The organism is Helicobacter trogontum (assembly GCF_000765905.2).
Taxonomy (GTDB): domain Bacteria; phylum Campylobacterota; class Campylobacteria; order Campylobacterales; family Helicobacteraceae; genus Helicobacter_A; species Helicobacter_A trogontum.
In genome coordinates, this window is sequence record NZ_JRPL02000005.1 from 47676 (window position 1) to 69909 (window position 22234).

17 protein-coding genes are annotated in these 22234 nt (G+C 33.3%); 6 read left to right on the top strand and 11 right to left on the bottom strand.

Annotated features, from left to right (window positions below):
- Positions 1-29 precede the first annotated feature (29 nt).
- Positions 30-1232 carry a serine hydrolase domain-containing protein gene (locus tag LS81_RS03465; protein WP_034345291.1) on the top strand — a complete coding sequence of 401 codons (1203 nt, stop codon included), beginning with the start codon at positions 30-32 and terminating at the stop codon, positions 1230-1232.
- Between the two features lie 446 nt (positions 1233-1678).
- Here the strand turns inward: LS81_RS03465 and LS81_RS03470 are convergent, their stop codons facing one another.
- The 7 genes from LS81_RS03470 to LS81_RS03505 form a co-directional block, all read right to left on the bottom strand.
- Entirely contained in the window at positions 1679-2635 is a 957-nt protein-coding gene (locus tag LS81_RS03470; RefSeq protein ID WP_034345293.1) for a UDP-glucuronic acid decarboxylase family protein, read from the bottom strand.
- A 241-nt stretch (positions 2636-2876) separates the two neighbouring features.
- The gene (gene lolA, locus LS81_RS03475) at positions 2877-3425 is read right to left on the bottom strand and encodes a LolA-like outer membrane lipoprotein chaperone (protein ID WP_034345296.1); all 549 of its coding nucleotides are present in this window, start codon (positions 3423-3425) and stop codon (positions 2877-2879) included.
- The gene (locus LS81_RS03480; protein WP_034345299.1) at positions 3425-4768 is read right to left on the bottom strand and encodes an MFS transporter; all 1344 of its coding nucleotides are present in this window, start codon (positions 4766-4768) and stop codon (positions 3425-3427) included. Before LS81_RS03480 ends, lolA begins: the two co-directional genes overlap by 1 nt.
- A gap of 406 nt (positions 4769-5174) precedes the next feature.
- Positions 5175-5756, bottom strand: coding sequence for a D-sedoheptulose 7-phosphate isomerase (gene gmhA, locus LS81_RS03485; RefSeq protein ID WP_034321483.1), 582 nt, complete (start codon positions 5754-5756; stop codon positions 5175-5177).
- Between the two features lie 433 nt (positions 5757-6189).
- Complete coding sequence (locus LS81_RS03495) at positions 6190-7290, bottom strand: bifunctional chorismate mutase/prephenate dehydratase (RefSeq protein ID WP_199769746.1); 1101 nt, start codon at positions 7288-7290, stop codon at positions 6190-6192.
- A 192-nt stretch (positions 7291-7482) separates the two neighbouring features.
- Positions 7483-8889: a phosphomannomutase/phosphoglucomutase gene (locus LS81_RS03500; RefSeq protein WP_034345302.1), complete on the bottom strand. Its 1407-nt coding sequence runs from the start codon at positions 8887-8889 to the stop codon at positions 7483-7485.
- A 253-nt stretch (positions 8890-9142) separates the two neighbouring features.
- Positions 9143-9826, bottom strand: a complete 684-nt coding sequence (locus tag LS81_RS03505; protein WP_034345305.1) for an outer membrane beta-barrel protein — start codon at positions 9824-9826, stop codon at positions 9143-9145.
- Positions 9827-10602: 776 nt separating this feature from the next.
- On the opposite strand from LS81_RS03505, the gene LS81_RS03510 reads away from it, so the two are divergent.
- Genes LS81_RS03510 through LS81_RS03520 form a run of 3 tightly spaced genes read left to right on the top strand, consistent with a single transcriptional unit; the run spans position 10603 to position 12813 of the window.
- Positions 10603-11307 (top strand): amino acid ABC transporter permease, encoded by a 705-nt coding sequence (locus tag LS81_RS03510; protein ID WP_034345311.1) that lies wholly within the window; start codon positions 10603-10605, stop codon positions 11305-11307.
- Positions 11300-12028, top strand: a complete 729-nt coding sequence (locus LS81_RS03515; protein WP_034319167.1) for an amino acid ABC transporter ATP-binding protein — start codon at positions 11300-11302, stop codon at positions 12026-12028. Before LS81_RS03510 ends, LS81_RS03515 begins: the two co-directional genes overlap by 8 nt.
- An 11-nt stretch (positions 12029-12039) precedes the next feature.
- Positions 12040-12813, top strand: coding sequence for a transporter substrate-binding domain-containing protein (locus LS81_RS03520; RefSeq protein WP_034345314.1), 774 nt, complete (start codon positions 12040-12042; stop codon positions 12811-12813).
- A gap of 327 nt (positions 12814-13140) precedes the next feature.
- Here the strand turns inward: LS81_RS03520 and LS81_RS03525 are convergent, their stop codons facing one another.
- Positions 13141-13350 (bottom strand): hypothetical protein, encoded by a 210-nt coding sequence (locus tag LS81_RS03525; RefSeq protein WP_161976741.1) that lies wholly within the window; start codon positions 13348-13350, stop codon positions 13141-13143.
- An 841-nt stretch (positions 13351-14191) separates the two neighbouring features.
- Positions 14192-16036, bottom strand: a complete 1845-nt coding sequence (locus LS81_RS03530) for a hypothetical protein (RefSeq protein WP_034345319.1) — start codon at positions 16034-16036, stop codon at positions 14192-14194.
- 91 nt (positions 16037-16127) lie between these two features.
- Between LS81_RS03530 and murJ the strand changes: the two genes are divergently transcribed.
- Both murJ and cysS read left to right on the top strand, forming a co-directional pair.
- Complete coding sequence (gene murJ, locus LS81_RS03535) at positions 16128-17834, top strand: murein biosynthesis integral membrane protein MurJ (protein WP_052096486.1); 1707 nt, start codon at positions 16128-16130, stop codon at positions 17832-17834.
- A gap of 40 nt (positions 17835-17874) precedes the next feature.
- A complete protein-coding gene (gene cysS / locus LS81_RS03540; protein ID WP_081955895.1) occupies positions 17875-19398 on the top strand; it encodes a cysteine--tRNA ligase in 1524 nt (507 codons plus the stop codon).
- A gap of 524 nt (positions 19399-19922) precedes the next feature.
- On the opposite strand, the gene LS81_RS12305 is transcribed toward cysS, so the two are convergent.
- Positions 19923-20858, bottom strand: a complete 936-nt coding sequence (locus LS81_RS12305; protein WP_052096487.1) for a methyl-accepting chemotaxis protein — start codon at positions 20856-20858, stop codon at positions 19923-19925.
- Between the two features lie 38 nt (positions 20859-20896).
- Positions 20897-21874 (bottom strand): cache domain-containing protein, encoded by a 978-nt coding sequence (locus tag LS81_RS11850; protein WP_233715873.1) that lies wholly within the window; start codon positions 21872-21874, stop codon positions 20897-20899.
- Positions 21875-22234: the final 360 nt, after the last annotated feature.

Here is a 22234-nt window from a genome sequence, read left to right on the forward strand (position 1 = left end):
TTGCACATTAAAACAAAATAGGAGAAAAAATGCCTAAATTTAGAGATAGATTACATGATGACTTAAATAAATCTTTAGAATCTGCGGTTAATGTAGCTGGTGGTGTGGCTGGTGTTGTTGCAATGTTAACAGATAAAAAAGCAAATATTTATGAAGGTGCGCTAGGTAAATTATCAGTCGATAGTAATCAACAAATACATACAGACAGCGTTTTTAATGCGTTTTCAACTACTAAAGCTTTAGTTGGTGCATTATTGTTTAGATTGATTGAAGAAAATGTTGTTAAACTAGATGACCTAGCAAAAGATTATTTGCCAGAAATTTCTGATATAGAAGTCTTAGAAGGATTTGACAAAGATTCAAAACCAATCACACGGAAAGCCAAAAATGATATAACATTAAGACATTTAGTGCTACATACAGCTGGCTTTGGTTATGAATTTTTTAATAAAGAGGATTTAGCCTATAGGCAATACTACTCTATTCCTTCAATAGTAAGCAACACCTTAGAATCTTTTAAAACCGTATTATTGTTTGAACCAGGCACATCTTGGAACTATGGCATTAATATAGATTGGTTGGGTCGAGTTCTAGAAAGTGCCACATCAAAGCGTTTAAGCACTTTATTAAAAGAAAAAATATTTCTACCATGCAATATGAATGAGAGCGTTTTTGACTTGACAAAAGATTTAAAACAAAGATTAGCGGTTATTCATGTTAGAGATCAAAGTGGTAAATTATCACCTGCAAAAGATATTGTTCTACCAAATCCTTCTCCTGTTGATATGGGAGGACATGGACTGCATTGCACGGTGTCTGATTATATGAAATTTATTAGAATGATTCTAAATGATGGTGTTGGCGAAAATGATCGGGTTTTATCTGAAAAATCAATCGATTTTATGTGTATGAATGGTATAGGTAACTTAAGATGCAAGGGTTGGGATAATGCTATGCCTTTATTCACAAATAAAGGTGAATTCTATCCAGCTACAGAAAAATCGTGGGGCTATACATTTCAGATCAATGAAGAAATGACAAATACAGGTCGTCCTGCTCACACTTTAATGTGGGCTGGAATATCCAATCTATTTTATTTTATAGACAGAAAAAATTCAATTGGTGGTTTTTGGGCTTCTGAAGTTCTACCATTTTTAGATCCAACTTCTTATGGTGGCTTTTTGCAATTTGAAAGTTCGGTGTATCAAAACCTAATCAATAAGAAACTCTAGTCATTGACTGAGAAGTTTAGATAGAGGATAAAAAGATAACAAAACTAAAACAACATGGATAAGTAAAGTTTATATCATACCTACAGAATCTCTTTGGCTTTGATATTATTCATGTTATAATGACGGGTATAAAACGTTTTAAGATGAAAATATATTTAGAAAATAGATTATAAATTAGCCAAAGATAAGTTTGTTAAGCCACATGGCGAATGCTATATTGCAATAGAGGGTTATTAATCATTGATTTCAGACATTATCAATAGCGATTGATATTGCCTATTTGTTATAGCAATAACACAAAGCACATTGTTAATTACGACAAAATTATACATAAAGTATGCTATACGACTCTGTCTGTTGCAAAAACATATTAATGGTCTTTATATGGCAAAACCCCTATTAATACTCTTTGAGCACATTATATATCAACAAATTATATCGCAACACTAAGCCATTCTCACACCACTAAGCAATGTTTCAAAATATCTAATTGTTTTCTCAAGACCCTCTCTTAACTGCACCTTTGGGTTAAAACCTAACTCCTTTTGAGCCAAACCAATGTCTGGTTGGCGTTGCTTTGGATCATCTTGTGGAAGTGGAAGAAATACAAGTTTTGACTTAGAGTTTGTGAGATCTAACACATTTTTTGCAAGATCAAGCATACTAAACTCACATGGATTACCAATATTTACAGGACCAAAAAATCCATCCCTACTATCCATAAGCAAAATCATTCCATCAATCAAATCATCAACATAACAGAAGCTTCTTGTCTGTGAACCATCACCATAAATAGTAATATCTTCGCCACGCAATGCTTGAATTATAAAATTACTCACGACACGTCCATCGTTAGGATGCATTCTGGGTCCATAAGTATTAAAGATTCTCATCACTTTGATATTAAGGTTGTGTTGTCTTTGATAATCAAAAAACAATGTCTCCGCACAGCGTTTACCTTCATCATAACATGCCCGTATACCAATAGGATTAACTGAGCCTTTGTAAGATTCTGGTTGCGGGTGAATTTCAGGATCACCATATATTTCGCTTGTTGAAGCCTGCAAAATTTTGGCCTTTACACGCTTGGCAAGTCCCAACATATTAATTGCCCCCACTACAGAAGTCTTAGTTGTCTGCACAGGGTCAAACTGATAATGCACTGGACTTGCTGGACAGGCAAGATTATAAATCTCATCAACCTCTACATACAATGGAAAAGTTACATCATGCCGCATAAACTCAAATCGTGGATTTTGCAAAAGATGAGCAATATTCTGCTTTGTACCGGTAAAGAGATTATCCACACAAAGCACTTCATCACCACGATTTAACAATCTCTCGCACAAATGCGAACCTAAGAAGCCAGCTCCACCAGTTACTAGAATCTTTTTATTTAACATATAAATCCTTTAATATGAAGTAATGAACTCTCACATCAATGTTATATTAACAACAAATAACTATGTATGTCAACCAATACAACTATAAACTACATTCTAAGAATCTTACACATAAACTCCAACATGATTATAGCACTACATATAAGTTTCTTTTCCTTGGTAAGTTTTGATATATGAGATAACAACTTTATAGCATCCATATCCCCTCATTATACTACACCAAGTTTGAAACTAACCCCTCTCATTGCAAACCCGCATCGATATATTCCACATCATCTGGTGGTTGAAATATAAAGACACTATTATCAATCACTGTATTCATTTTAACATTCTCAAAGCGTATGGTGATAACATTATCAATACTATCGGTATATTTCAACTCATAAGGCATTGAATCTTTGATAATAACATAATAAGTAATATCACCAACTTGTGTTTTATAACTATCTTTTCCGATCTTTTGCACTCTTTTTAAAATCTGTATAAAATCTACGCTTTCCTCAAGACTCCCAATTGTTACCTGTTGTAGTTGCGGCTCATAGATATAGGCTTGTGTTTTTTCTAAATACACCTCCTTTGCAAGTGGAGATGTATAAAGCCATTTCACCTTATTATTTGCCACATAAAGCTTACCTTTATACACAACAGGTATAGCACCCTTTTCACCTTTAATTTCTTGCATAAAATCTGCTTCGATACTCTTTGCATTACGCCATGCTTCTTGTTGCACATTCTGTCCAAATGACAATGTGCTGAAAAATAAAGCTACTATGACTAAAATATGTTTCATCATACCCCCTTACATTGCAATAGTGTGTAAATTTGCTTAGATTCTAAGATTTTTGTATCATATTTAATAGTAAGCAAATTTTCTTGTAAGTTTTCATACCATTCCCTAATACCCACAAGCGTATTAAGAGCTTCTAAATCTTTTAACTCTATTGTTTGTAATGGAATATAAAGCGTTTTATATGTTTCGGGATTTTTCACAAGAACAACTACTATGAAAGCCCACAAAATCATACATCCCATAAGTAAGCCAAAAAGCACCCAATGCCATGCAATAATCGCTTCATATTGACTAAAAAAGCCGCCTATGATCGCACCAACAAAGCTGCCACCAAAACCTGCCGCACTAAAATCACCAATAACACCACCACGATTTTTTGCTTTTGCATATTTACTTATCATGCTCTGCAGCAATGCCTCTTGCATGGAAAATGCTGCAAAAAAGCATGCAAGCCCAACACCAAAAATCACAACATTATCAATCCATAATGCCATACAAAAATATGCAACAAAAAAGATCACAACACTTACAAGCAATACTTCTTTTGATTTCCCTCTTTTTTCACTAATTACTGATGTTGGTCCAAGTGCTATAATACCAGCCAACATAGCAGGGAGATAAGCATACCAAAAATGTGTTTTATCTATGTGCTCATTCAAAACTATAGGAACTATTGCAAAAGTTAAAACCATGAGCAACTTCTCAATAAAGTTACTTAGATTCACAGCAAAGATACTTCTTTTAATCATAGATTCTGCAACTTTATTTTCATCATGGCTTGGATATACGTAGGTGATTTTTGGTGTTGGTTTTACAAAAATAAAGGTGATAATAAGTGAAATAATAGTTACTACCGCACTCAATCCAAATAACGAATTAAGCCCATAATGTGCACCGAGTATAGAACCTAGTATCATGGCAATAACAAAACTCACAAAGATTCCAATACCCATTAGTGCCATAGCACTTGTGCGTTTTTCTTCTTTTACAGAATCTGCAACTAAGGCCGTAAGTATCCCGCCAATCGCACCCATACCTTGCACACATCGTCCAAATATAAGATAATAAATCGAGCTCTCAAACATACAAATAATTGTACCAATAAGAAATATAACAAGCCCCAATATGAGAACAGGTTTGCGACCATACATATCACTCCATCTGCCAAAAAATGGCTGACAAATCATTTGCAAAAGATATGGTGCACCAATTGCTAGACCAACGCTCCACACATTAGCATGGGGCATCGTAGCAATAAGCAGAGAAATAACAGGCAATACAATAAAAAGCCCAATAAAGCGAAATACTAAAATACTTAAAAATGGTAGAATCTTTATAAACATTAAAACACCCTATGTAATATCTTCATTATTTTTATAATTCTAAATTCCTAGATACTCCCTAACCCTACGAACTATAGTTGCTATTATCTAAATCTATATTTTGTGTTATATAAATATGATCATACAATACACAACCGCAACCTCATAATCACAAGATCCCTATAAATTGCATAAATCCATAACAAAAAAAACACATTAAAAAACTCATATTTATCTTAACCAAAAGAGTATGACCCCAACTAAGCTTAACTGAGGCGAACACGGAATCTAAGGTATAATAACATAAAATAACTATATTTAAAAGTCCCAGTCATGCAACCATAAAAAGGCTAGGCTCCTTAATCACTTTTTAATCCTTGCCAAATCCACACAAATTAAGCTAATCTAACTCCATAACTCAATGTACTTATGCTTTATCTTCCACAAAGCATCTTTCAATAAGTTCACATAAAATATGTATACACAAAATATGAATCTCTTGAATGCGAGGTGTATCGTCGCTTGGCACGATAATACTATAATCGCAAAGATTCTTAATCAGTCCGCCATCTCTACCACTTAGTGAGAGTGTGATACAGCCTATTTGATTCGCTGTTTCGAGTGCATTAATGGTATTTTGTGAATTACCACTCGTTGAAATTCCAATCACCACATCACCAGGTAATGCTAATGCCTCGACTTGTCTACTAAATACGTGATTATAACCATAATCATTGCCAATCGCAGTTAATGCAGATGTATCAGTACTTAGTGCAATTGCACGCAATCCCTTTCTTTCACGTTTATATCGCCCTGTAAGTTCTGCGGCAAAATGTTGGCTATCTGCAGCACTTCCGCCATTACCACATATAAGAATCTTTTTATTATCCCGCAACGCTTTTGTAATAGCCTTTGCACTTTCAAGTAAAATAGGTGCAAGAGAATCAAGTGCTTTTTGTGCAGTATCTATATGTGCTTTTATCTCATCTGTAACCAATCCTATATCCATATTTAACAACCTCTTATCACGATATATTCCTAATATTACTTAAATTTTGATAATAAAACATTAATATTTACAAGATAAGATAACACACGTTTTTAAGGATGAATTTATGCAACACTACACTATATCGCCAAAAATATGTTGCAACATACCCTTAAGCTCATTACTATCGCGTTTCAAGTTAATACTATCGCAACTTTTGTAGGGATTAGAATTAGCATAATCATTAATAACAATTCTTTTAGCATGATATAAACCATAAATAATGATGATATTTTATTCCCTCTCTTTTCAATTGCTTTTCTGTCACATCTTTATATTCTAACATTCTTGAGGTTGTAAGGATAATATGAATCTTACCTGTATCATCTTTATTGCAACATGAGATTCCAACGCTAAATCATAAGATTATTAAAATGCAATCACACATGGAATATTATGTAAATGCAGGATAACTACCAAGCCATTTTATCTCATCACCCCTCTTCTCAAAAATCCGCTTCACCCCTTCATCATCCTTATGCCCATAAAAATCCATATAAAATCCAGAATGAAATGCACCCTCACTCTGTATTGGTCTAGAATCTATTTTTGTAATATTAATTGATTCATCTTTAAAATCTTGTAGAAGAGCAAACAATGCCCCTGGCTTCCCAAAGTCTTTCATGCTTACAAAAATTGAAGTCTTATCATTCTGCCCTTTTTCATTTGTAAAATCACTAATAATAACAAATCGTGTTTGATTTGTGCAATGATTCTCAATATTTGCAAACATAATAGGTAAATTATATAACTTTGCAGCGATTTCAGAGCAAATTGCTGCACTTCCACTCTCATCACTCGCAAGTTTTGCTCCAAATGCAGTAGAGCTCACAGAGACATATTCAACCTCTTGTAGTTGATAATGTCGTAAGAAGTTACTGCACTGCCCAAATGCAATATCTTTGGAATAGATTCTCTTTATATCATTAAGATGTCTTTCTTTAGTTGCAAAACTATGATGTATAGGCAAGATATTTTCATTAATGATCTTAAAATTATACTTTGCTAAATTATCAATTGTCTCACCTACCATACCATTTGTATTGTTTTCAAGTGGAACTACACCATATTTTGCATTACCTCTCTGCAGTGCTTCAAAAACCGCACTAATGGTTGTAAGCGGCAGATATGAGCTTAATGGACCAAAACGATTTTCAGCTGCTTGATGCGTATAACTCCCAATTGGACCTAAAAATGCAATTTTTTGTGGTGTCTCAATATTTCTAGCAATAGCAAATATCTCATAAAAGATAGCTTCAATAATTGGTTTATTTAGGTTTTTTAATCCCTTTTCCTTTGTAACAGATAAAAGATTTTGTATAATCAATCTCTCTCTATCAGGACGATAAATACTTGCATTATTTCTAACTTTTAAATGCCCAATTTGCTGTACAAAATCAAGTCGTTTATCTAAAAGCTGAATTATTTCTTTATCAATAGAATCAATATTTTGTCTTAATAGTTGCAGGGCTTGTTCTATATCTTGAGTTTGCATACTACTTTGTTGCATGGAAGCTTGTGATGCAGAATTTATAGAATCTGACTTATTAAATGCTCCGTGTTGTTCAGCATGACAATTATGAGATTCCATATTCTCGCTGGTTTGTATTGCAGTTTCTGTATCCCACTCATCAGATGGGTTTAAATCCTTGTTTAAAGGCTGCTTCATTTATGCTCCTTTTCTTATTTAGTGCTGAATTAAGTGCAAAAGCACTTGTTTGTAATCTGATAACTTTTCTTTCGTATAAGCTTCAAAACGCGTAACAAGTGTTGGTGTTGTATTGCTAGCACGCACAAGCCCCCAACCATCTTTAAATACCACTCTCACCCCATCAATACTAATAATGTCTATAATCTCTGGAAAATCTGTTGTCCTACCTTCTTTTTGCTCCTTTAAAATCTTTTGTAAATCATCTTGTAATCTAGCAATAATATGGAACTTTTGTGTTTCATCAGTATGTATTTTTTCTTCTTGTGTGCTATAGAGTTTTGGTAAAGATTTTATAGTATCTTCTAGTGTCGCAATGGGCGTTTGTAAATTTTTATGAGTTTGATTTTCTTTGTAAATCAACTCTAGAATCCGCAGTGCAGCATAAATTGCATCATCATAACCAAAATATCGATCATTAAAAAATATGTGCCCACTCATCTCACATGCAAGCTGTGCATTTAGCTCTTTTAGTTTCACTTTGAGATTGCTATGCCCTGTCTTATACATAACGCTCTTTCCGATAGCATTAATATAATCATACATAACTTGCGAACATTTGACTTCACCTATTATAGTTGGACTATCAATTGTTTTTGCAATATCTCGTGCAAAAAGGATAGCCAACTCATCACCCTTAAAGTTGTGATTCTGTGAAATGAGTGCTACCCGATCTGCATCACCATCAAACGCAATACCAATGTGAGCATTATGTGTTTTTAGAGCTTCATGTATATCAATTAAATTGTGCTCTTCGCTTGGGTCTGGGTGGTGATTTGGAAAAGTGCCATCTGGTTCAAAAAATAAAGGGACGATTTGTAAATCGAGATTTTCTATAATTTTTGCCAAGGCAATACCTGCTACACCATTACCGCAATCAAATACTATTTTCTCTTTAAAATTCCTTAATGTTGCAAATTCTTTTGTCATGTAATCTATGTAGGATTCTAGCACATTTAGCTTTACTGAATCTTTTAGTGTAACATGAGGCACAATAGCGCTTTCCATTTTTTTACCAATTTCTTCTATCTGTTTACCATAAAATGGTGCTTTATTGATTGTAATTTTAAACCCATTATATTGTGGTGGATTGTGTGATCCTGTAATCATAATCGAGCTTTTAATATCTGTATTGAAAGTGCAATAATAAGCAACTGGTGTGGGTATCATACCAAGATTAAAAACCTCCAACCCATTTGCTTGCAATCCATAACAAAGCCATTCAAATAAAGTTGGACTATGTGTTCTTGCATCATACCCAATAGCAACTTTGCTATCATACTTCTTAATCTCTTCCCCTAGTAAATAGCCAATTTTTGTTACCACTTCTTTTGTTAAATCAACCTCAAAAATACCTCTGATATCGTATTCACGAAAAATCGACATACAATCCCCTTAGTAATCAAATAAAAATTTATTGTAGCATAAAGCTTTATAGCTATGCAAATTGGCACTCAATTTTACACACCCATACTTATAAAATATTATCCATATAGAATCTTAATCAAAGTTCTAGAATCTAGGTCATCTTATATCCGCTTTTGAACGTAGAGTCTATTCTCTAGCTGCTTTATAAGCAAATAGAGAATATTGCAAAATATTTGAAATATTTCAGTGGATTTAGAGAAGTAAAATAGTATTAGAATATATACGAATATCCTAGATGAATTACATGTGTATTAAGAAAGATTCCACTTTTATCATTGCTTGAAATACCTTTAGGAGTAGCTTGAGCAGATAATGCCTGAATCTTTGCACCGATTTCTACCCTATGCGATTCTGCAAAAGTCGCAGAAATACCAACATTAATAGGAATATTAAAGCCATTGTAATTGTAGCCATTATTAAAGAAATCAACTAAGGCTTGATCCCCACTTACACCCATGATACCATAGCCAAGTCCAAAGCCCACATACGCACCAAGACTAAAGCTATCAAGGTTTAGGAAGTTTAGCATCGCATCAACATTCAATGTAATGTTTTGAAATGATAGATTGCCATTGGCAAATGTATTAGATATTTTTCTACTGCCATTAAAGTCATAACCCAAATAACCTCTCACACCAACAAGCGGTATAAAAAAATGTTGATAACCTACATTTGCACCTACATTAAATGTGGTAGCCATAGTATCTCCAAATATTGCATTTACAGCACTATCAGGAAATCTATCACCATTTGCTCCTTGCATACTTATGCTAAAAAGTGAAACACCTCCATGCACACCTACAAAAAGACCACTTTTTTCTTCAGCCATAGCAGTATTGCTAAATCCAATTGCACATACTACGCTTGCAGCTATTACGCTCAGGGTTTTTCTCATTATTTATCCTTTTATATTAAAAATTTACCTTTCGGTAGTAGTGAAGTTTAACAAAAGATAAACACAACTCAAAACAAAAAAAAAAAAACGATTTTTCTAAATATTTTTGGAAAAAAAGTAACATTTTTATGGAATATTCTTACACTTTTCATTAAAAGCAATATAATCTTTGTTGAAAAATGTGAAGAAAGATTGAAAAGCATTATAAAATGATGCATGTAAAAGTGTTTTACTTTTACAATCCCTTTGATTTTCATTTAGATTCCATTTGAGACTTGTTTTAAAGCTTTTTTGAGACACTTTAGTATAGATACTTTGTGAGATTTTTGCAGGTCTGTTTAAGAATTTGTGTCCTCTTTTTGATATCTCCTAAAGGCTTCATTTAAAAAAGAGATATGCGAAATCTTTTTAGAATCTCTAGTTAAAATGTCTTATTATTTTCTTTAGAATCTTTGGCTTAAAAGCTTAGATTTCATTACAAAGACTAGAAATTTAGAGCATAAAAGGCTTTTCTTATAAGCTAGACTTGTAGAGCTTTAACAAGTCTTTTTGTGAATTATGCTAGATTCTACTTTTAGATGTCAGTGTAAAATCTTTTTAAATGTCTTTGCAAATCTGCACACATTCTGTGTGAATCTTTTCTCACTTTCATAATTCTTTGGTATTTTTATACGCTTGTTTTGTATTTTCTTGCGATAGAAAACTCTAAAAGCATTTACCAAAAATGCAATTTTTTAGATAATATCGGTCTTCTAAAGATTCTATAAGGTTTTTATTTGGAAAATTTCTTTCGCATTTTTGTTTTTTGTCTAATCGTAGGACTTGGTTTCTATTTTACTTTTCCTTATGGCTTAAGTAGTGCTGATTTACATGCAACCTTTAAAAGCATTGGAATCACATTGATACTTACCACTGGCGGAGTTTTTATAAGTATTATTGTCGGTGTTTTACTTGCGTTTTTACGTATGCTGCAAATACGCATTTTAAACTTTCTTATTGATGAATATATCGATATTTTGCGTGGCACACCTCTCCTTATTCAACTTTTAGTGTTTGCATATATTGTATTTGCAACACTAAATGATAACTTTTTGGCTGCCCTTGTTGCTATCGGTTTAAACTCATCAGCATATATAGCAGAAATAGTGAGAGCTGGAATACAAAGTGTGGATAAAGGACAAATGGATGCTGGTAGAGCTATGGGGCTAACACATTCTGCAACAATGCGTCATATAATTATGCCTCAAGCGATTAAAAATATCTTACCTAGTCTTGCAAATGAATTTATTGTTGTTTTTAAAGAAACCTCTGTTGTTGGGCTAATCAGCGTGAATGATTTGACAATGCAAGCAAAAGCGTTACAAGCCGTTTTATATAATCCAACACCATATATATTTGCAGGGGTATTTTACTACATGTGTGTGAAAATATTTTCATGGCTTACGCAACTTTTGGAGAGGGAGTTACACAAACATGATTAAAGTACATAATCTTGTAAAAAGTTATGGTGAAAATACAATCTTGCATGGAATTACAACGCAGATTAAAGAAGGTGAAGTGGTAGCCATAATAGGTCCTAGCGGTGGTGGGAAAAGCACCTTTTTACGTTGTCTTAATCTACTTGAAACTCCAACAAGCGGACAAATCATTGTTGATGGCATAGATATTATGGATTCTAAAACAGATATTAATAAGGTGCGTCAAAAGGTTAGCATGGTTTTTCAACATTTTAATCTGTTTCATAACAAGAATGTGATAGAAAATCTTATATTGGCACCCATCCAAACAGGAATTATGACAAAAGATGAGGCAATGCAAAAGGCTAGAAGCTTATTAAAGCGTGTTGGACTTTTAGAAAAAGAGAGTATAAAACCATCAAAGCTTTCAGGTGGACAAAAACAACGCATTGCCATTGCTCGAAGCTTATGTATGAATCCTAACGTCATCTTATTTGATGAGCCAACTTCAGCCCTTGATCCAGAAATGGTTGGCGAGGTGTTAGCATTAATGCAAGAACTTGCAAAAGATGGTATGACAATGGTTGTCGTTACACACGAAATGGGCTTTGCAAAAAATGTTGCAAATAGAATCTTATTTATGGAGCAAGGACAAATTATTGTTGATGATACTCCAGATAAGGTTTTTAATACACCAAAAAATGAACGCTTGAAAGAGTTTCTTAACAAGGTTTTAAATCATTAGAAAGGTTGTTTATGAAGAAAATATTGCAGTTATTATGTGTTGGTTTTATATTCTTTTTTGTTGCTTGTAGTAAAGAGAATACATGTGGTGGGAATGATAAGGAGTTACGGGTTGGTTTAAATGCGGAATATCCGCCATTTGAATATAAAAAAGATGCAGAAATTGTGGGCTTTGATATCGACTTGCTTGATGCAATTAGTAAAAAGGTGGGTTTTACATATACCTTAAATCACATGAGTTTTGATGGTCTTATACCCGCATTAAAGGCATGCAAAATTGACATGATTATATCAAGCATGAGTGCAACACAGGAACGCATGAAACAAGTAGATTTTAGTATCCCATATTATGAAGGTGAAACTTTATATATAAAACGAAAAGATAATAATGAAATAAATGATAAAGATTCTATCAGAGGGAAAAGAGTTGGGGTATTCCTTGGTACAGTGCAAGAGCAAGCTGCACAGAAAATGAAGAATGATTACAAGATTAATGTGGTCATGAGTGAAAGTATTTTAGGTGCTATATTAAACCTTAAATCTGGCAAAGTTGATGTGGTATTAGCAGATTATGCAACCGCACAAGGTTATCTTAGAGAGTATGGAGAACTTATAGGATTCTATCGTGAGAAAGATGGTAGCGAGGGATTATCTATCGCATTTGATAAGGGTAAACACGCAGAACTATTGGCTAAAATTGATAATGCTATAAAAGAGCTTAAGGAAAGTGGGGAGTATGATAAACTTCTTATTAAACATAATTTAAAAGATGCAAACTTGAAATAGTTTCATGAGATATTGTGCAGCAAGGATAAATTTGGAAACAAAGCTTAGTGATAATGATTACACGAGAGTATTATTATAACCTGCTTATATGAGAGCCTATTGATGTAGTTGCAACAATAGTGTTTCTTGAGTTAAAATAAACTTATTATTTTTAACTCAAGTTTGCGTGTATATTTGCTCTCCAGTCTAATAGTCCTCTTGTAAAGCTTAGAATTTATTTACTTTAATCTCTTTATCTTGTGTATTGTTTATTATAGACACACCAATTCATTCCTTAAATCTTAAGCTTTTTTCTGCTCACTTTGAAATAAAGTGTTTTATTTTTTATTACAAGCAAGGTAGCTCATTTATTAATTCTTCCCCAAATGCTAATAAATCAACTTGCAACGCTACAAATAACATGCAGAATCCTATATTTATTGCAATCATTGCATTAAAATTGAGTAGTTTGTCACTAAACATAAACAGCAAGGAAGCAAGTAAAGATTCTAATCTATACAAAAAGACTTCTTGTGTATGCCTCACAAATCTATCCATATCCATTTATATGTTATGTTTCATCAGCATAATGGATTATATAAAGTCGTTTAACATCTTGCTTCCTCTATTTAAACTACTTGCAATGTTTCTTCTACAGAGTTTTTCACCTCTGTATCCTTAATCATGACATTCTCTACACATTATATAAAAGTTTATGTTTGATTGCAGAGTAAGTTTAGTCTCTTCATAGCTTTTAGAATCATTTAAAATGTTTTATTCTTTAGCAAAACCACACTACTGCAATCACGCTTTGCCTTAAGAACAAAGCTTTAGCATTTATAAAAGCAAACAAAAAACGGCACATATGCAGTATTTAAGCTTAGCAAGATGGAAGCAATCATAAGCACCTTTAGTAAAAGACTTTTATATAATCCCCACATAAAAATACCCAAGAAGGGTTGGTTTAAAGATAAAACTTTTTACAACAATGTCTCTATAAAAACGTCTTCATACAATTTTAAAAGTATTAGAGGATACAATACGTTTTAATTTAAGCTTATAGAAAGCCTTATATAACATGTAGATATATTCATGCAATCAGTCCTATCTAGACTTGCAATAAGGTATCATAAAATTTTGGTAGCAGGAGAATAGGAATTTATAAGTAAATAACTCTTATATAAATATATCTATTAGGTTAAAAGGGTAATAAATCTTGAATGAAAGGTAAGATTTATTATCATGAAGTTATACATCTGACTCTCAATGCTTACTTAAGTTAAAGCTCATTCAACCCTACCCTACCGCCAAAACACTTATAAGAGAGAATTTAAAAAATCACAAAAAACTCCCCTTCTATTGAATAACCCCGCCATATACAATAAAAAACAAGATATCTTTATTGCTCTATCTTCTCCATTAGCCCATCATCATCAATCGACACCTCAAACATATCAGAATCCTGGGTAAAAATCTTATTTGTTGCAGGCGGAAAATGACGTGTCAGAATGATTTGATTGCTATCTTTCCAGCTTGATTCTGTTGTGAGTTTTGCAATACCTAGCTTTTTTTCTATAGCCTTTCCTTTTTGCATATTTTCTGTGCGTAGCTTCTGCAACTGCGTTGCCATATCTTTTTGTTCTTTTATCTGGCGTAACAAAAGAACATAAAATCCTAATGTCTTTTTTGTCTCTGAATCAAGCTCAAAGCCCTCTTTTTTACTTCGGTCAATAACTGGTCTTAAGTTATCAATGATTGGTTTTAATTTTTGCATTTTATCCGCTAATGCCCTGCAAAATGCCACGCGTGCATTAATATTGTCCTTGAGTAATGTATCAAAATAGATAACACTTGAGAGTTTTTCTCTATTATCAAAATTTGCAAAGACATCAAAACTTATTTGATTTTCATTGCCATTAATCGCCTTTAAATGAAGTTTCTCACAGAATCTAATGTGTGTATTAGAATGCAAGTTAGAAATCACAATGCTATCGCCAACGACCTTTGCCCCTTGTGCATCAAGCACATTAATGCTCCCGCCATATACCTTGCCACCCTCTAATTTATCAATATCAGCCTCTTTTGCGTATAATACCCCTTTGTGGATATTAATACTCGCTTCATCTGCATATAATGTCGCACTTTGATGTGTCTGTCCATTAATTGTTAACTTTTTTGCCTTGATTACGACTTTTTCGCCCACAGTACCTTTAATATTTACCACTTCAGCTTCAATAATTGCACCATTCTGGACAGCATCCTTTGTCTTATCTGGGCAATCAATATCCACTTCTGCCATTTTTTCAACACCACCTAAAATACTATTTGTGCGTCCAATTTGTTGAAAGGTGCCTATGTCAATTAACCTCAACCCAGATTCTGCAAATTCCACAATACCATGCCCATCTGCCTCATATTTGACGACTTGACCTTCTTCTATTTTTCGAATGCCACTACCAGCTTCAGGTGGAGCTTTGTAGCGAAATGTCCCACTTTCAAATTCCTTAGAATCTTGATGTGACTTACCATCTCCACTCTTTGGCGTATTTAAATGCAAGTTCTTCATATCTATAAATTCACCTTGCAAGTTTCTACCAGATGTTGGTATAGAATCTTTTAAAAAAAATCCGATAGGATCACCCTCTACAACTCCATAAAGTGCGTTTGGTAATGGACTTCTATGATTTTCTCTACACCACTTTTCTTCTAAAAGATTGGTAAAGCCCTGCTTTTTTATATCAGCTTTCGAACGCAAAAAAATAAACCTTCGCTCTTCCATAATTGTGCATGGCGGTGTAAAATTCTCATTTATAATCTTATCTACACGCATTTTGATTTGTTCTATATTTGTAATAATAATATCTTTTTGTATAAGAAATGCGACAATATGATCTATGAGTTGAACTTTATATTGCTCTCTATTGTCAATAAAAAAACCCTCTTTCACAATCAAAATGGCTTCTAAATGGCGATAACTAAAAGTAAAATTTAACTTTGAAAAATCATATTCTTTTGGTGTAATTTCAATATCAAATGTCTGATAAATCTCATCACTTGTTTGATTATAAGATTCTTTAAAAAAAGTTGGGGCTAATACTTTATCATCTCTTTTTAGCATTGTATGCACTTGTGCAACGTGAAAGTTGCAATCATTAAAACTCAATTCAGAATCAGCACAAAATTGCGTAAGTTCCTTAACCCAATCACGCACACCCTTGAGTTTCTTTTTCGCAAAAAAAGTCATTGCTTTAACCTTAAAATCAAATTTTGTTTGTTACAATAATCAACCCAAAAAACATCATATATTCTACTATATTTTTGTAAAGAGTATAAAAATGTTAGAAAAACATTCACGAGATATAGATACCAAAATGAAAAACAATAAAAAACAACAAAATATTAAAAAAAATCATACCAAAACAAATAAGCTTAAACGATTTTTTCTTACAAATGCATCTGGAATCTTGTGTTCACGTATTTTTGGATTCTTGCGTGATGCTATGCAAGCAGCAGTTCTTGGAACAAGTATTTATAGTGATATTTTCTTTATTGCTTTCAAGTTTCCCAACATGTTTCGTCGCGTTGTAAGCGAGGGAGCATTCGTGCAAAGCTTTTTGCCATTTTTTCTTAGTGCAAAGAAAAAAGGGGCATTTAGTGTGAGTATTTTTTGGATTTTTATTTTTTTTATTTTGATACTTAGTATGCTTGTCATGTGGTTTACGCCTTTTATTACAAAGGTTCTAGCCTTGGGCTATGATGAAGATAGAATTGCACTTGCCATGCCACTTGTACGTATCCATTTTTGGTATCTCATACTCATTTTTATTGTGACTTACTTAAGCACGCTGTTGCAATATAAAAATATCTTCTGGGTAAATGCCTATAATACAGCACTTTTAAATATTGCTATGATTGTTGCGATGCTGCCCTATCAATTTCAAACGACATTAACAGATAAGGAGCTTTTTCAAGCTGTATATGTGTTAAGCTATGCAGTGCTTATTGGTGGTATATGTCAAATAGTTGTTCATTTTTACCCGCTCTATAAAGCAGGATTATGGAGGTTGCAATACGTTGGCATATTAGCATTAAAAAAATGGTGTAAAGATTCTCATATAACTATAAGTCCTAAGGGTATAAGCTTTAAAATGATAAACGATGAGAGTAAAAACCCTCATCCAAACACATCGACACATGATCATATTGTACATCCCTTAGCATTTTTTGTAAAAGCAAAATATAATATTTTACGCCTACTTATTGATATCAAGGCATTTTTTAAGGCATTTTTTCCCGCTATGCTTGGAGCATCTACTGCACAAATTATTGCAATTATTGATTCAAGCTTAATTACACTTTTGCCAAATTCTGATGGTGGTGTAAGTACATTAAACTTTGCAAATAGAATCTTTCAACTCCCTTTAGCAATCTTTGCTATCGCAATCTCAAGTGCTTTATTCCCAACCATCGCAAAGGCAATTGAACGAAAAGATGAAAAAATGGCTTTATGGAATCTAAAAACAGCTTTTTGGTTTCTACTTATTACTCTTTCAGTTTGTACGCTTGGTGGCATCATGCTTAGCAATGAAATCGTATGGCTTTTATTTGAGCGAAAAAACTTCACACGCGAAGACACTTTACAGGTTGCATGGGCATTTATTGGCTATATGGCTGGACTTTTAACATTTGGCCTAACACGTATCTTCTCTCTTTGGCTTTATGCTAAAAAGCAACAAGCAAGGGCTGCAAAATACTCTGTTGTTGCACTTGCAGTTGGCACACTGCTTTCTGCAATTTTTATTTTTAGTATGCGTTATTTAAATATCACAGATGGCATACTTTGGGATTTGCGTTATTTTTTGGTTGCACTTGCTGGAAGTATTGGGGGGCTTGTACTTTTGGTTTTTAATATAAAAGCATTTGGGATTCACAATTTTTTAGTTATAATTCAGCATAAAAAATACACTCTTTATCTGCTTATTGCGCTTGGAGTAACCTTTATTGTATTGCAAGTCTTCAAGCACTTTTTTTACATTGCATGATGCGAATAAAATGAAAAGATATTAACAAAGGATGATGATAATGAAAGTTTATGATTCAAGGCATAAAGACAAGCTAGAACTCACCCCACTTAACACAAACGAAATACGTATGTATATATGTGGTCCAACCGTTTATGACGATGCACACTTGGGACATGCTAGAAGTGCAATTAGCTTTGATTTACTCGCAAGATTCTTGGAAATACAGGGCTATAAGGTAGTGGTGGCAAAGAATTTTACAGATATTGATGACAAACTTATCAATAAATCATTTCAAACACAAACACCACTCAATGAATTAGCAAAACATTATATAGAAAAATATTTGCAAGATATGGAATCTTTGAATGTAAGAAGATCGCATTTTGAACCTCGTGCAACAGAGTTTTTAGAATCTATGTCAAGCTTCATAGAATCTTTAATGCAAAAGGATATTGCATATCGCTTACCAAATGGAGATATTTGCCTTGAGGTGAGTAAGGATAAGGATTATGGCACATTAAGCAAACATTTTGATGATACAGATTCGATACACAGGGTTGAAGCAGAAGAAGGCAAAAGGGATCAAAGGGACTTTGTATTATGGAAAGCATATAAAGGACAACACGACATAGGTTATGAAAGCATATTAGGTAAAGGGCGACCAGGTTGGCATATTGAATGTTCTGCCATGATTGATTCTGTACTCGCATATAAAGACAAAGAATTTTGTATTGATATACATGCTGGTGGGCAAGACTTATTTTTTCCTCATCATGAAAATGAAGCCTCACAGACTCGTTGCCTTCATAATAAAGAACTTGCAAAGTATTGGCTGCATAATGGCTTTGTGACTATCAATGGCGAGAAAATGAGTAAAAGTTTAGGCAATAGTTTTTTTATTAAAGATGCTCTACAAGTATATCATGGTGAGATTTTACGTAATTATTTGATAGGCACACACTACAGAAGTCCTCTGCATTTTAATGAAGAAGATTTATTGCAATCTAAAAAAAGGCTTGATAAGATATATCGTCTTAAAAAACGACTTGATTATGCAAAAGTGTCTCTGCCAAAGCTCCTACCGCTTAACACTTCTTTTACTAGTAATTCCACATGCAACAAAGATTTCATAAATGCAGAAGAATGGGATCAATTTCTCACTACTTATAGACACAATCTCTTAAAACAAGCAGCAAAAGATTTCAGTGGGAAGTTTATGGAATCGCTTAATGATGATTTAAATATTTCACTTGCTCTAAGCGTAATTGAGGAATTCATAAAAGAAGCAAACGAACATCTTGATAATCAACCAAAAGATAAAATATACAAAGAACAGGCAAAAGCTAATTTAGCTTTAATTGATTTTGTGCTTGGACTTGGTGTGTTGAGTTATAGTGAATATTTTCAGCTTGGTGTAAATGAGGAGGAAAAACTAAAGATTGAAGCCCTCATTAAAGAAAGACTAGAAGCAAAGCAAGCAAAAGATTTCACAAAAGCAGATTCTATTAGGAGTATTTTGGAGAATATGGGTATATCCATAATGGATAAAAGCAAGGATCATACGGAGTGGGAAAAATTTTAATTTATAATGTTTCTTGTATGTGAGGCATATAGCTCCCAGATCGCATGTAAGATCCTTATCTTAGCACTAAAACATAAGGATCATTATATCAAGTCAGCAGCATAGATTAATTTGCAACAAGATTGTATAGGATCATAGAATCTATGTTTAAAGATATTAGCCCTCCCATTACAGGTCATTTCATTGCACACAGCATAGCTGATACATAAAGCTTAGATACCTATAGATATGAAACTAGAAGTTATAAAATCACTAAACCCAAACTAACAGAGCACAATGTTGATTTTTATAAAATCTTATGATACTCTAAAGACTTTTGCAACTTCACCAAATCCCCTAAGAATTCCACCAAATCGCAATAAAATTACATGAGTATAAGCAAAATATGATAAAAGAAATTGCACAAAACTTCCAAACGATACATACAAGCACAGAATCAAACAGAGCAAAACATTCAACACACCAAACGCTAAATCTAACAACAAACTACACACTAAACTCAAAAAACCAACATGAAAATTTACCTAAAACTTCTTTCTATTTGCATCTTGTAAAATTTCTTGCGCGATTTGTTCAACTCCTATGCTAATTTCTTGTGTTTTATATGTGGTTTGAGTGTTGTGGTGTGTTATCTCTTCTAGTTTTATGATACTTTCATTAATATGTGCAATCCCCTCCATCTGCACTTTAATAGACTCGCCCATATCATTAATACTTTGCACAAGTAAATTCACACTCTCTCCTATTTCACCAAGATTTTTTTGTGTGCGTTCAGCCAAATTCCTTACCTCATCAGCTACGACTGCAAAACCTCGTCCATGTTCTCCAGCCCTTGCTGTCTCAATCGCTGCATTGAGTGCTAAAAGATTTGTTTGATCGGCAATTTCAGCAATAAAGCCCAGAATCTTTTTAATATCGCTACCCTGTTGCACAACTTCTTGAGCTTTCGTATCAATACTCTGCATAGATTGAGAAATCTCTCTTACTGCATTTGCTGTTTCTTCCAATGATTTGCTTTGCTCTTCAGAACTTTGACTCATTGTCGTTACAGAATCTTCAAGCTCTTTTGCCTTTAGATTTAGTGATTTTGCAAAACCAAGACTAGTAAAAAGCATCTTGCGTATCTCCTCTCCCAAATGCCCAACCCCCTCATTCATTGCTTGAAGTTCACCCTGTAAATCCTGTGTTATATGATACTCTTGCTCTTGAAAGTTGTTTTCAGTATATTGCCTCAAAATCACAAGCACACGCGAAACATGCTCATCAAGAGAAGTAAGCATTTCATTAAATAAGACACCAAGCTGTGTGAGTTGAGGACCGTTTGCATTTATTTGAATTTGCAAATGTAAATGCCCCTGCTTAATATTCTCAGCAGCCTGGAAAAATTCCTCTAAACTTTTTGCATCTCTTACAATATTTTGTTGAATTATCTTTATATTGTCATTAATTGCTTCTGCCATTTCTTGAAATTCATCACCGCTGCGAAGCTTAAGAAGACTTACACTTTTTTCTTGTGATTTAGGAAGTCAAAAAACTCTAATAAATTATCTTTAATGCGTCCAATAGGCTTGAGCAAATACGCTAAAATCAAATAAAGCACAACAATAAGAATAAGTGCAAAAATACCAAGCATAATAAAAACTGGTCTATTGTTCTTGCTAAGTGCATTGGCGATTCGAGATTCTGGGATAATCGAACAAAGTAGCCATTGTGTTTGCGATTCTAATTTACAGGTGGCAATATTAGTTCCAATTTTAAAGGTTGGCGAATCTGTATTAAAGTCACTCTTTATGGCTCTTGACAACTCATCGCTTTGCAAAATCTTATTTTCGTCATTACGACTCACATAATTACCATTTATATCGACAACAACAATCTCTTGTTGACTTGTATTTTTATCCTGTGAGTGGATATAAGCATTTAGTGATTTAAGTGAAATGTCTGCACCTGCCACACCAATTAAATGTCCATTTTCAATAAGTGGGGAAGCAAAACCAATGACAGGAATCTTATATGAATTTTGAATCCAAGGCACACTTAGTACTTCATCATTCAATGATTTTTTAGGGATTTGATACCAACTCCTTGAGCGTGGGTCATAGCCATCTTGTGGATATTGGTGTTTACCATTACTACGTAGCATTCTGCCATTAGATTCTAAACCAATATAAGCGAGATTAAAGTCTCCTGATTCTTGAATAAGGTGAAGATTTTGTGTCATTTGAGTCTCATCTAAACCACCAACAAGAGATTCTTTTGCAAGTTTATTAACAAGACGCTTTTTCTCATCAACATAAATATTAATGATGTTTTCTAGCTGTGCTACTTGCCTTTTTTGTGTCTCATATTCAATATGAGTAATAGTTTTTTGTGAGTTAAAATATACAAGCCATGCCAAAACACTAAAGCTTACAAGCACCATCAAAACTGTGCTAATTGACACCTTTGCATTAATCCCGAGTTTAAGTCTTGACATCACATACACCTTATAATAAATAGCAATAATAACTAAGATACATAATACACAAAAAAGATAACAAATTGTCTCTTTTATAATATAAAATCACAACTAATTATTAATATTAATTTATTTGACATACTCCAAGCACATCGTAACGACTAGATAGGGTTGTCATATTCTAAAGTTCAAACTTTAACAATACAGCACAAGCACAACCATGAATCCACTATTGATAATAACAGACTATCCAATACATAATAGTAACACTGATAAAAATTTAAAACAAACTCTAAAAAATGTTAAAGATACGCTATAAAACCCCAACTATCTCGTATCTTACATAGCCAAGCTATCATGATACAACTAAAATATAAC

Excerpts from the sequence above, each read along its gene's own strand:
- LS81_RS03465 (WP_034345291.1), top strand. The coding sequence starts at position 30 with ATGCCTAAATTTAGAGATAGATTACATGATGACTTAAATAAATCTTTA.
- LS81_RS03470 (WP_034345293.1), bottom strand. The coding sequence starts at position 2,635 with ATGTTAAATAAAAAGATTCTAGTAACTGGTGGAGCTGGCTTCTTAGGT.
- lolA (WP_034345296.1), bottom strand. The coding sequence starts at position 3,425 with ATGAAACATATTTTAGTCATAGTAGCTTTATTTTTCAGCACATTGTCA.
- LS81_RS03480 (WP_034345299.1), bottom strand. The coding sequence starts at position 4,768 with ATGTTTATAAAGATTCTACCATTTTTAAGTATTTTAGTATTTCGCTTT.
- gmhA (WP_034321483.1), bottom strand. The coding sequence starts at position 5,756 with ATGGATATAGGATTGGTTACAGATGAGATAAAAGCACATATAGATACT.
- LS81_RS03495 (WP_199769746.1), bottom strand. The coding sequence starts at position 7,290 with ATGCAAACTCAAGATATAGAACAAGCCCTGCAACTATTAAGACAAAAT.
- LS81_RS03500 (WP_034345302.1), bottom strand. The coding sequence starts at position 8,889 with ATGTCGATTTTTCGTGAATACGATATCAGAGGTATTTTTGAGGTTGAT.
- LS81_RS03505 (WP_034345305.1), bottom strand. The coding sequence starts at position 9,826 with ATGAGAAAAACCCTGAGCGTAATAGCTGCAAGCGTAGTATGTGCAATT.
- LS81_RS03515 (WP_034319167.1), top strand. The coding sequence starts at position 11,300 with ATGATTAAAGTACATAATCTTGTAAAAAGTTATGGTGAAAATACAATC.
- LS81_RS03520 (WP_034345314.1), top strand. The coding sequence starts at position 12,040 with ATGAAGAAAATATTGCAGTTATTATGTGTTGGTTTTATATTCTTTTTT.
- LS81_RS03525 (WP_161976741.1), bottom strand. The coding sequence starts at position 13,350 with ATGGATAGATTTGTGAGGCATACACAAGAAGTCTTTTTGTATAGATTA.
- LS81_RS03530 (WP_034345319.1), bottom strand. The coding sequence starts at position 16,036 with ATGACTTTTTTTGCGAAAAAGAAACTCAAGGGTGTGCGTGATTGGGTT.
- murJ (WP_052096486.1), top strand. The coding sequence starts at position 16,128 with ATGTTAGAAAAACATTCACGAGATATAGATACCAAAATGAAAAACAAT.
- cysS (WP_081955895.1), top strand. The coding sequence starts at position 17,875 with ATGAAAGTTTATGATTCAAGGCATAAAGACAAGCTAGAACTCACCCCA.
- LS81_RS12305 (WP_052096487.1), bottom strand. The coding sequence starts at position 20,858 with ATGGCAGAAGCAATTAATGACAATATAAAGATAATTCAACAAAATATT.
- LS81_RS11850 (WP_233715873.1), bottom strand. The coding sequence starts at position 21,874 with ATGTCAAGACTTAAACTCGGGATTAATGCAAAGGTGTCAATTAGCACA.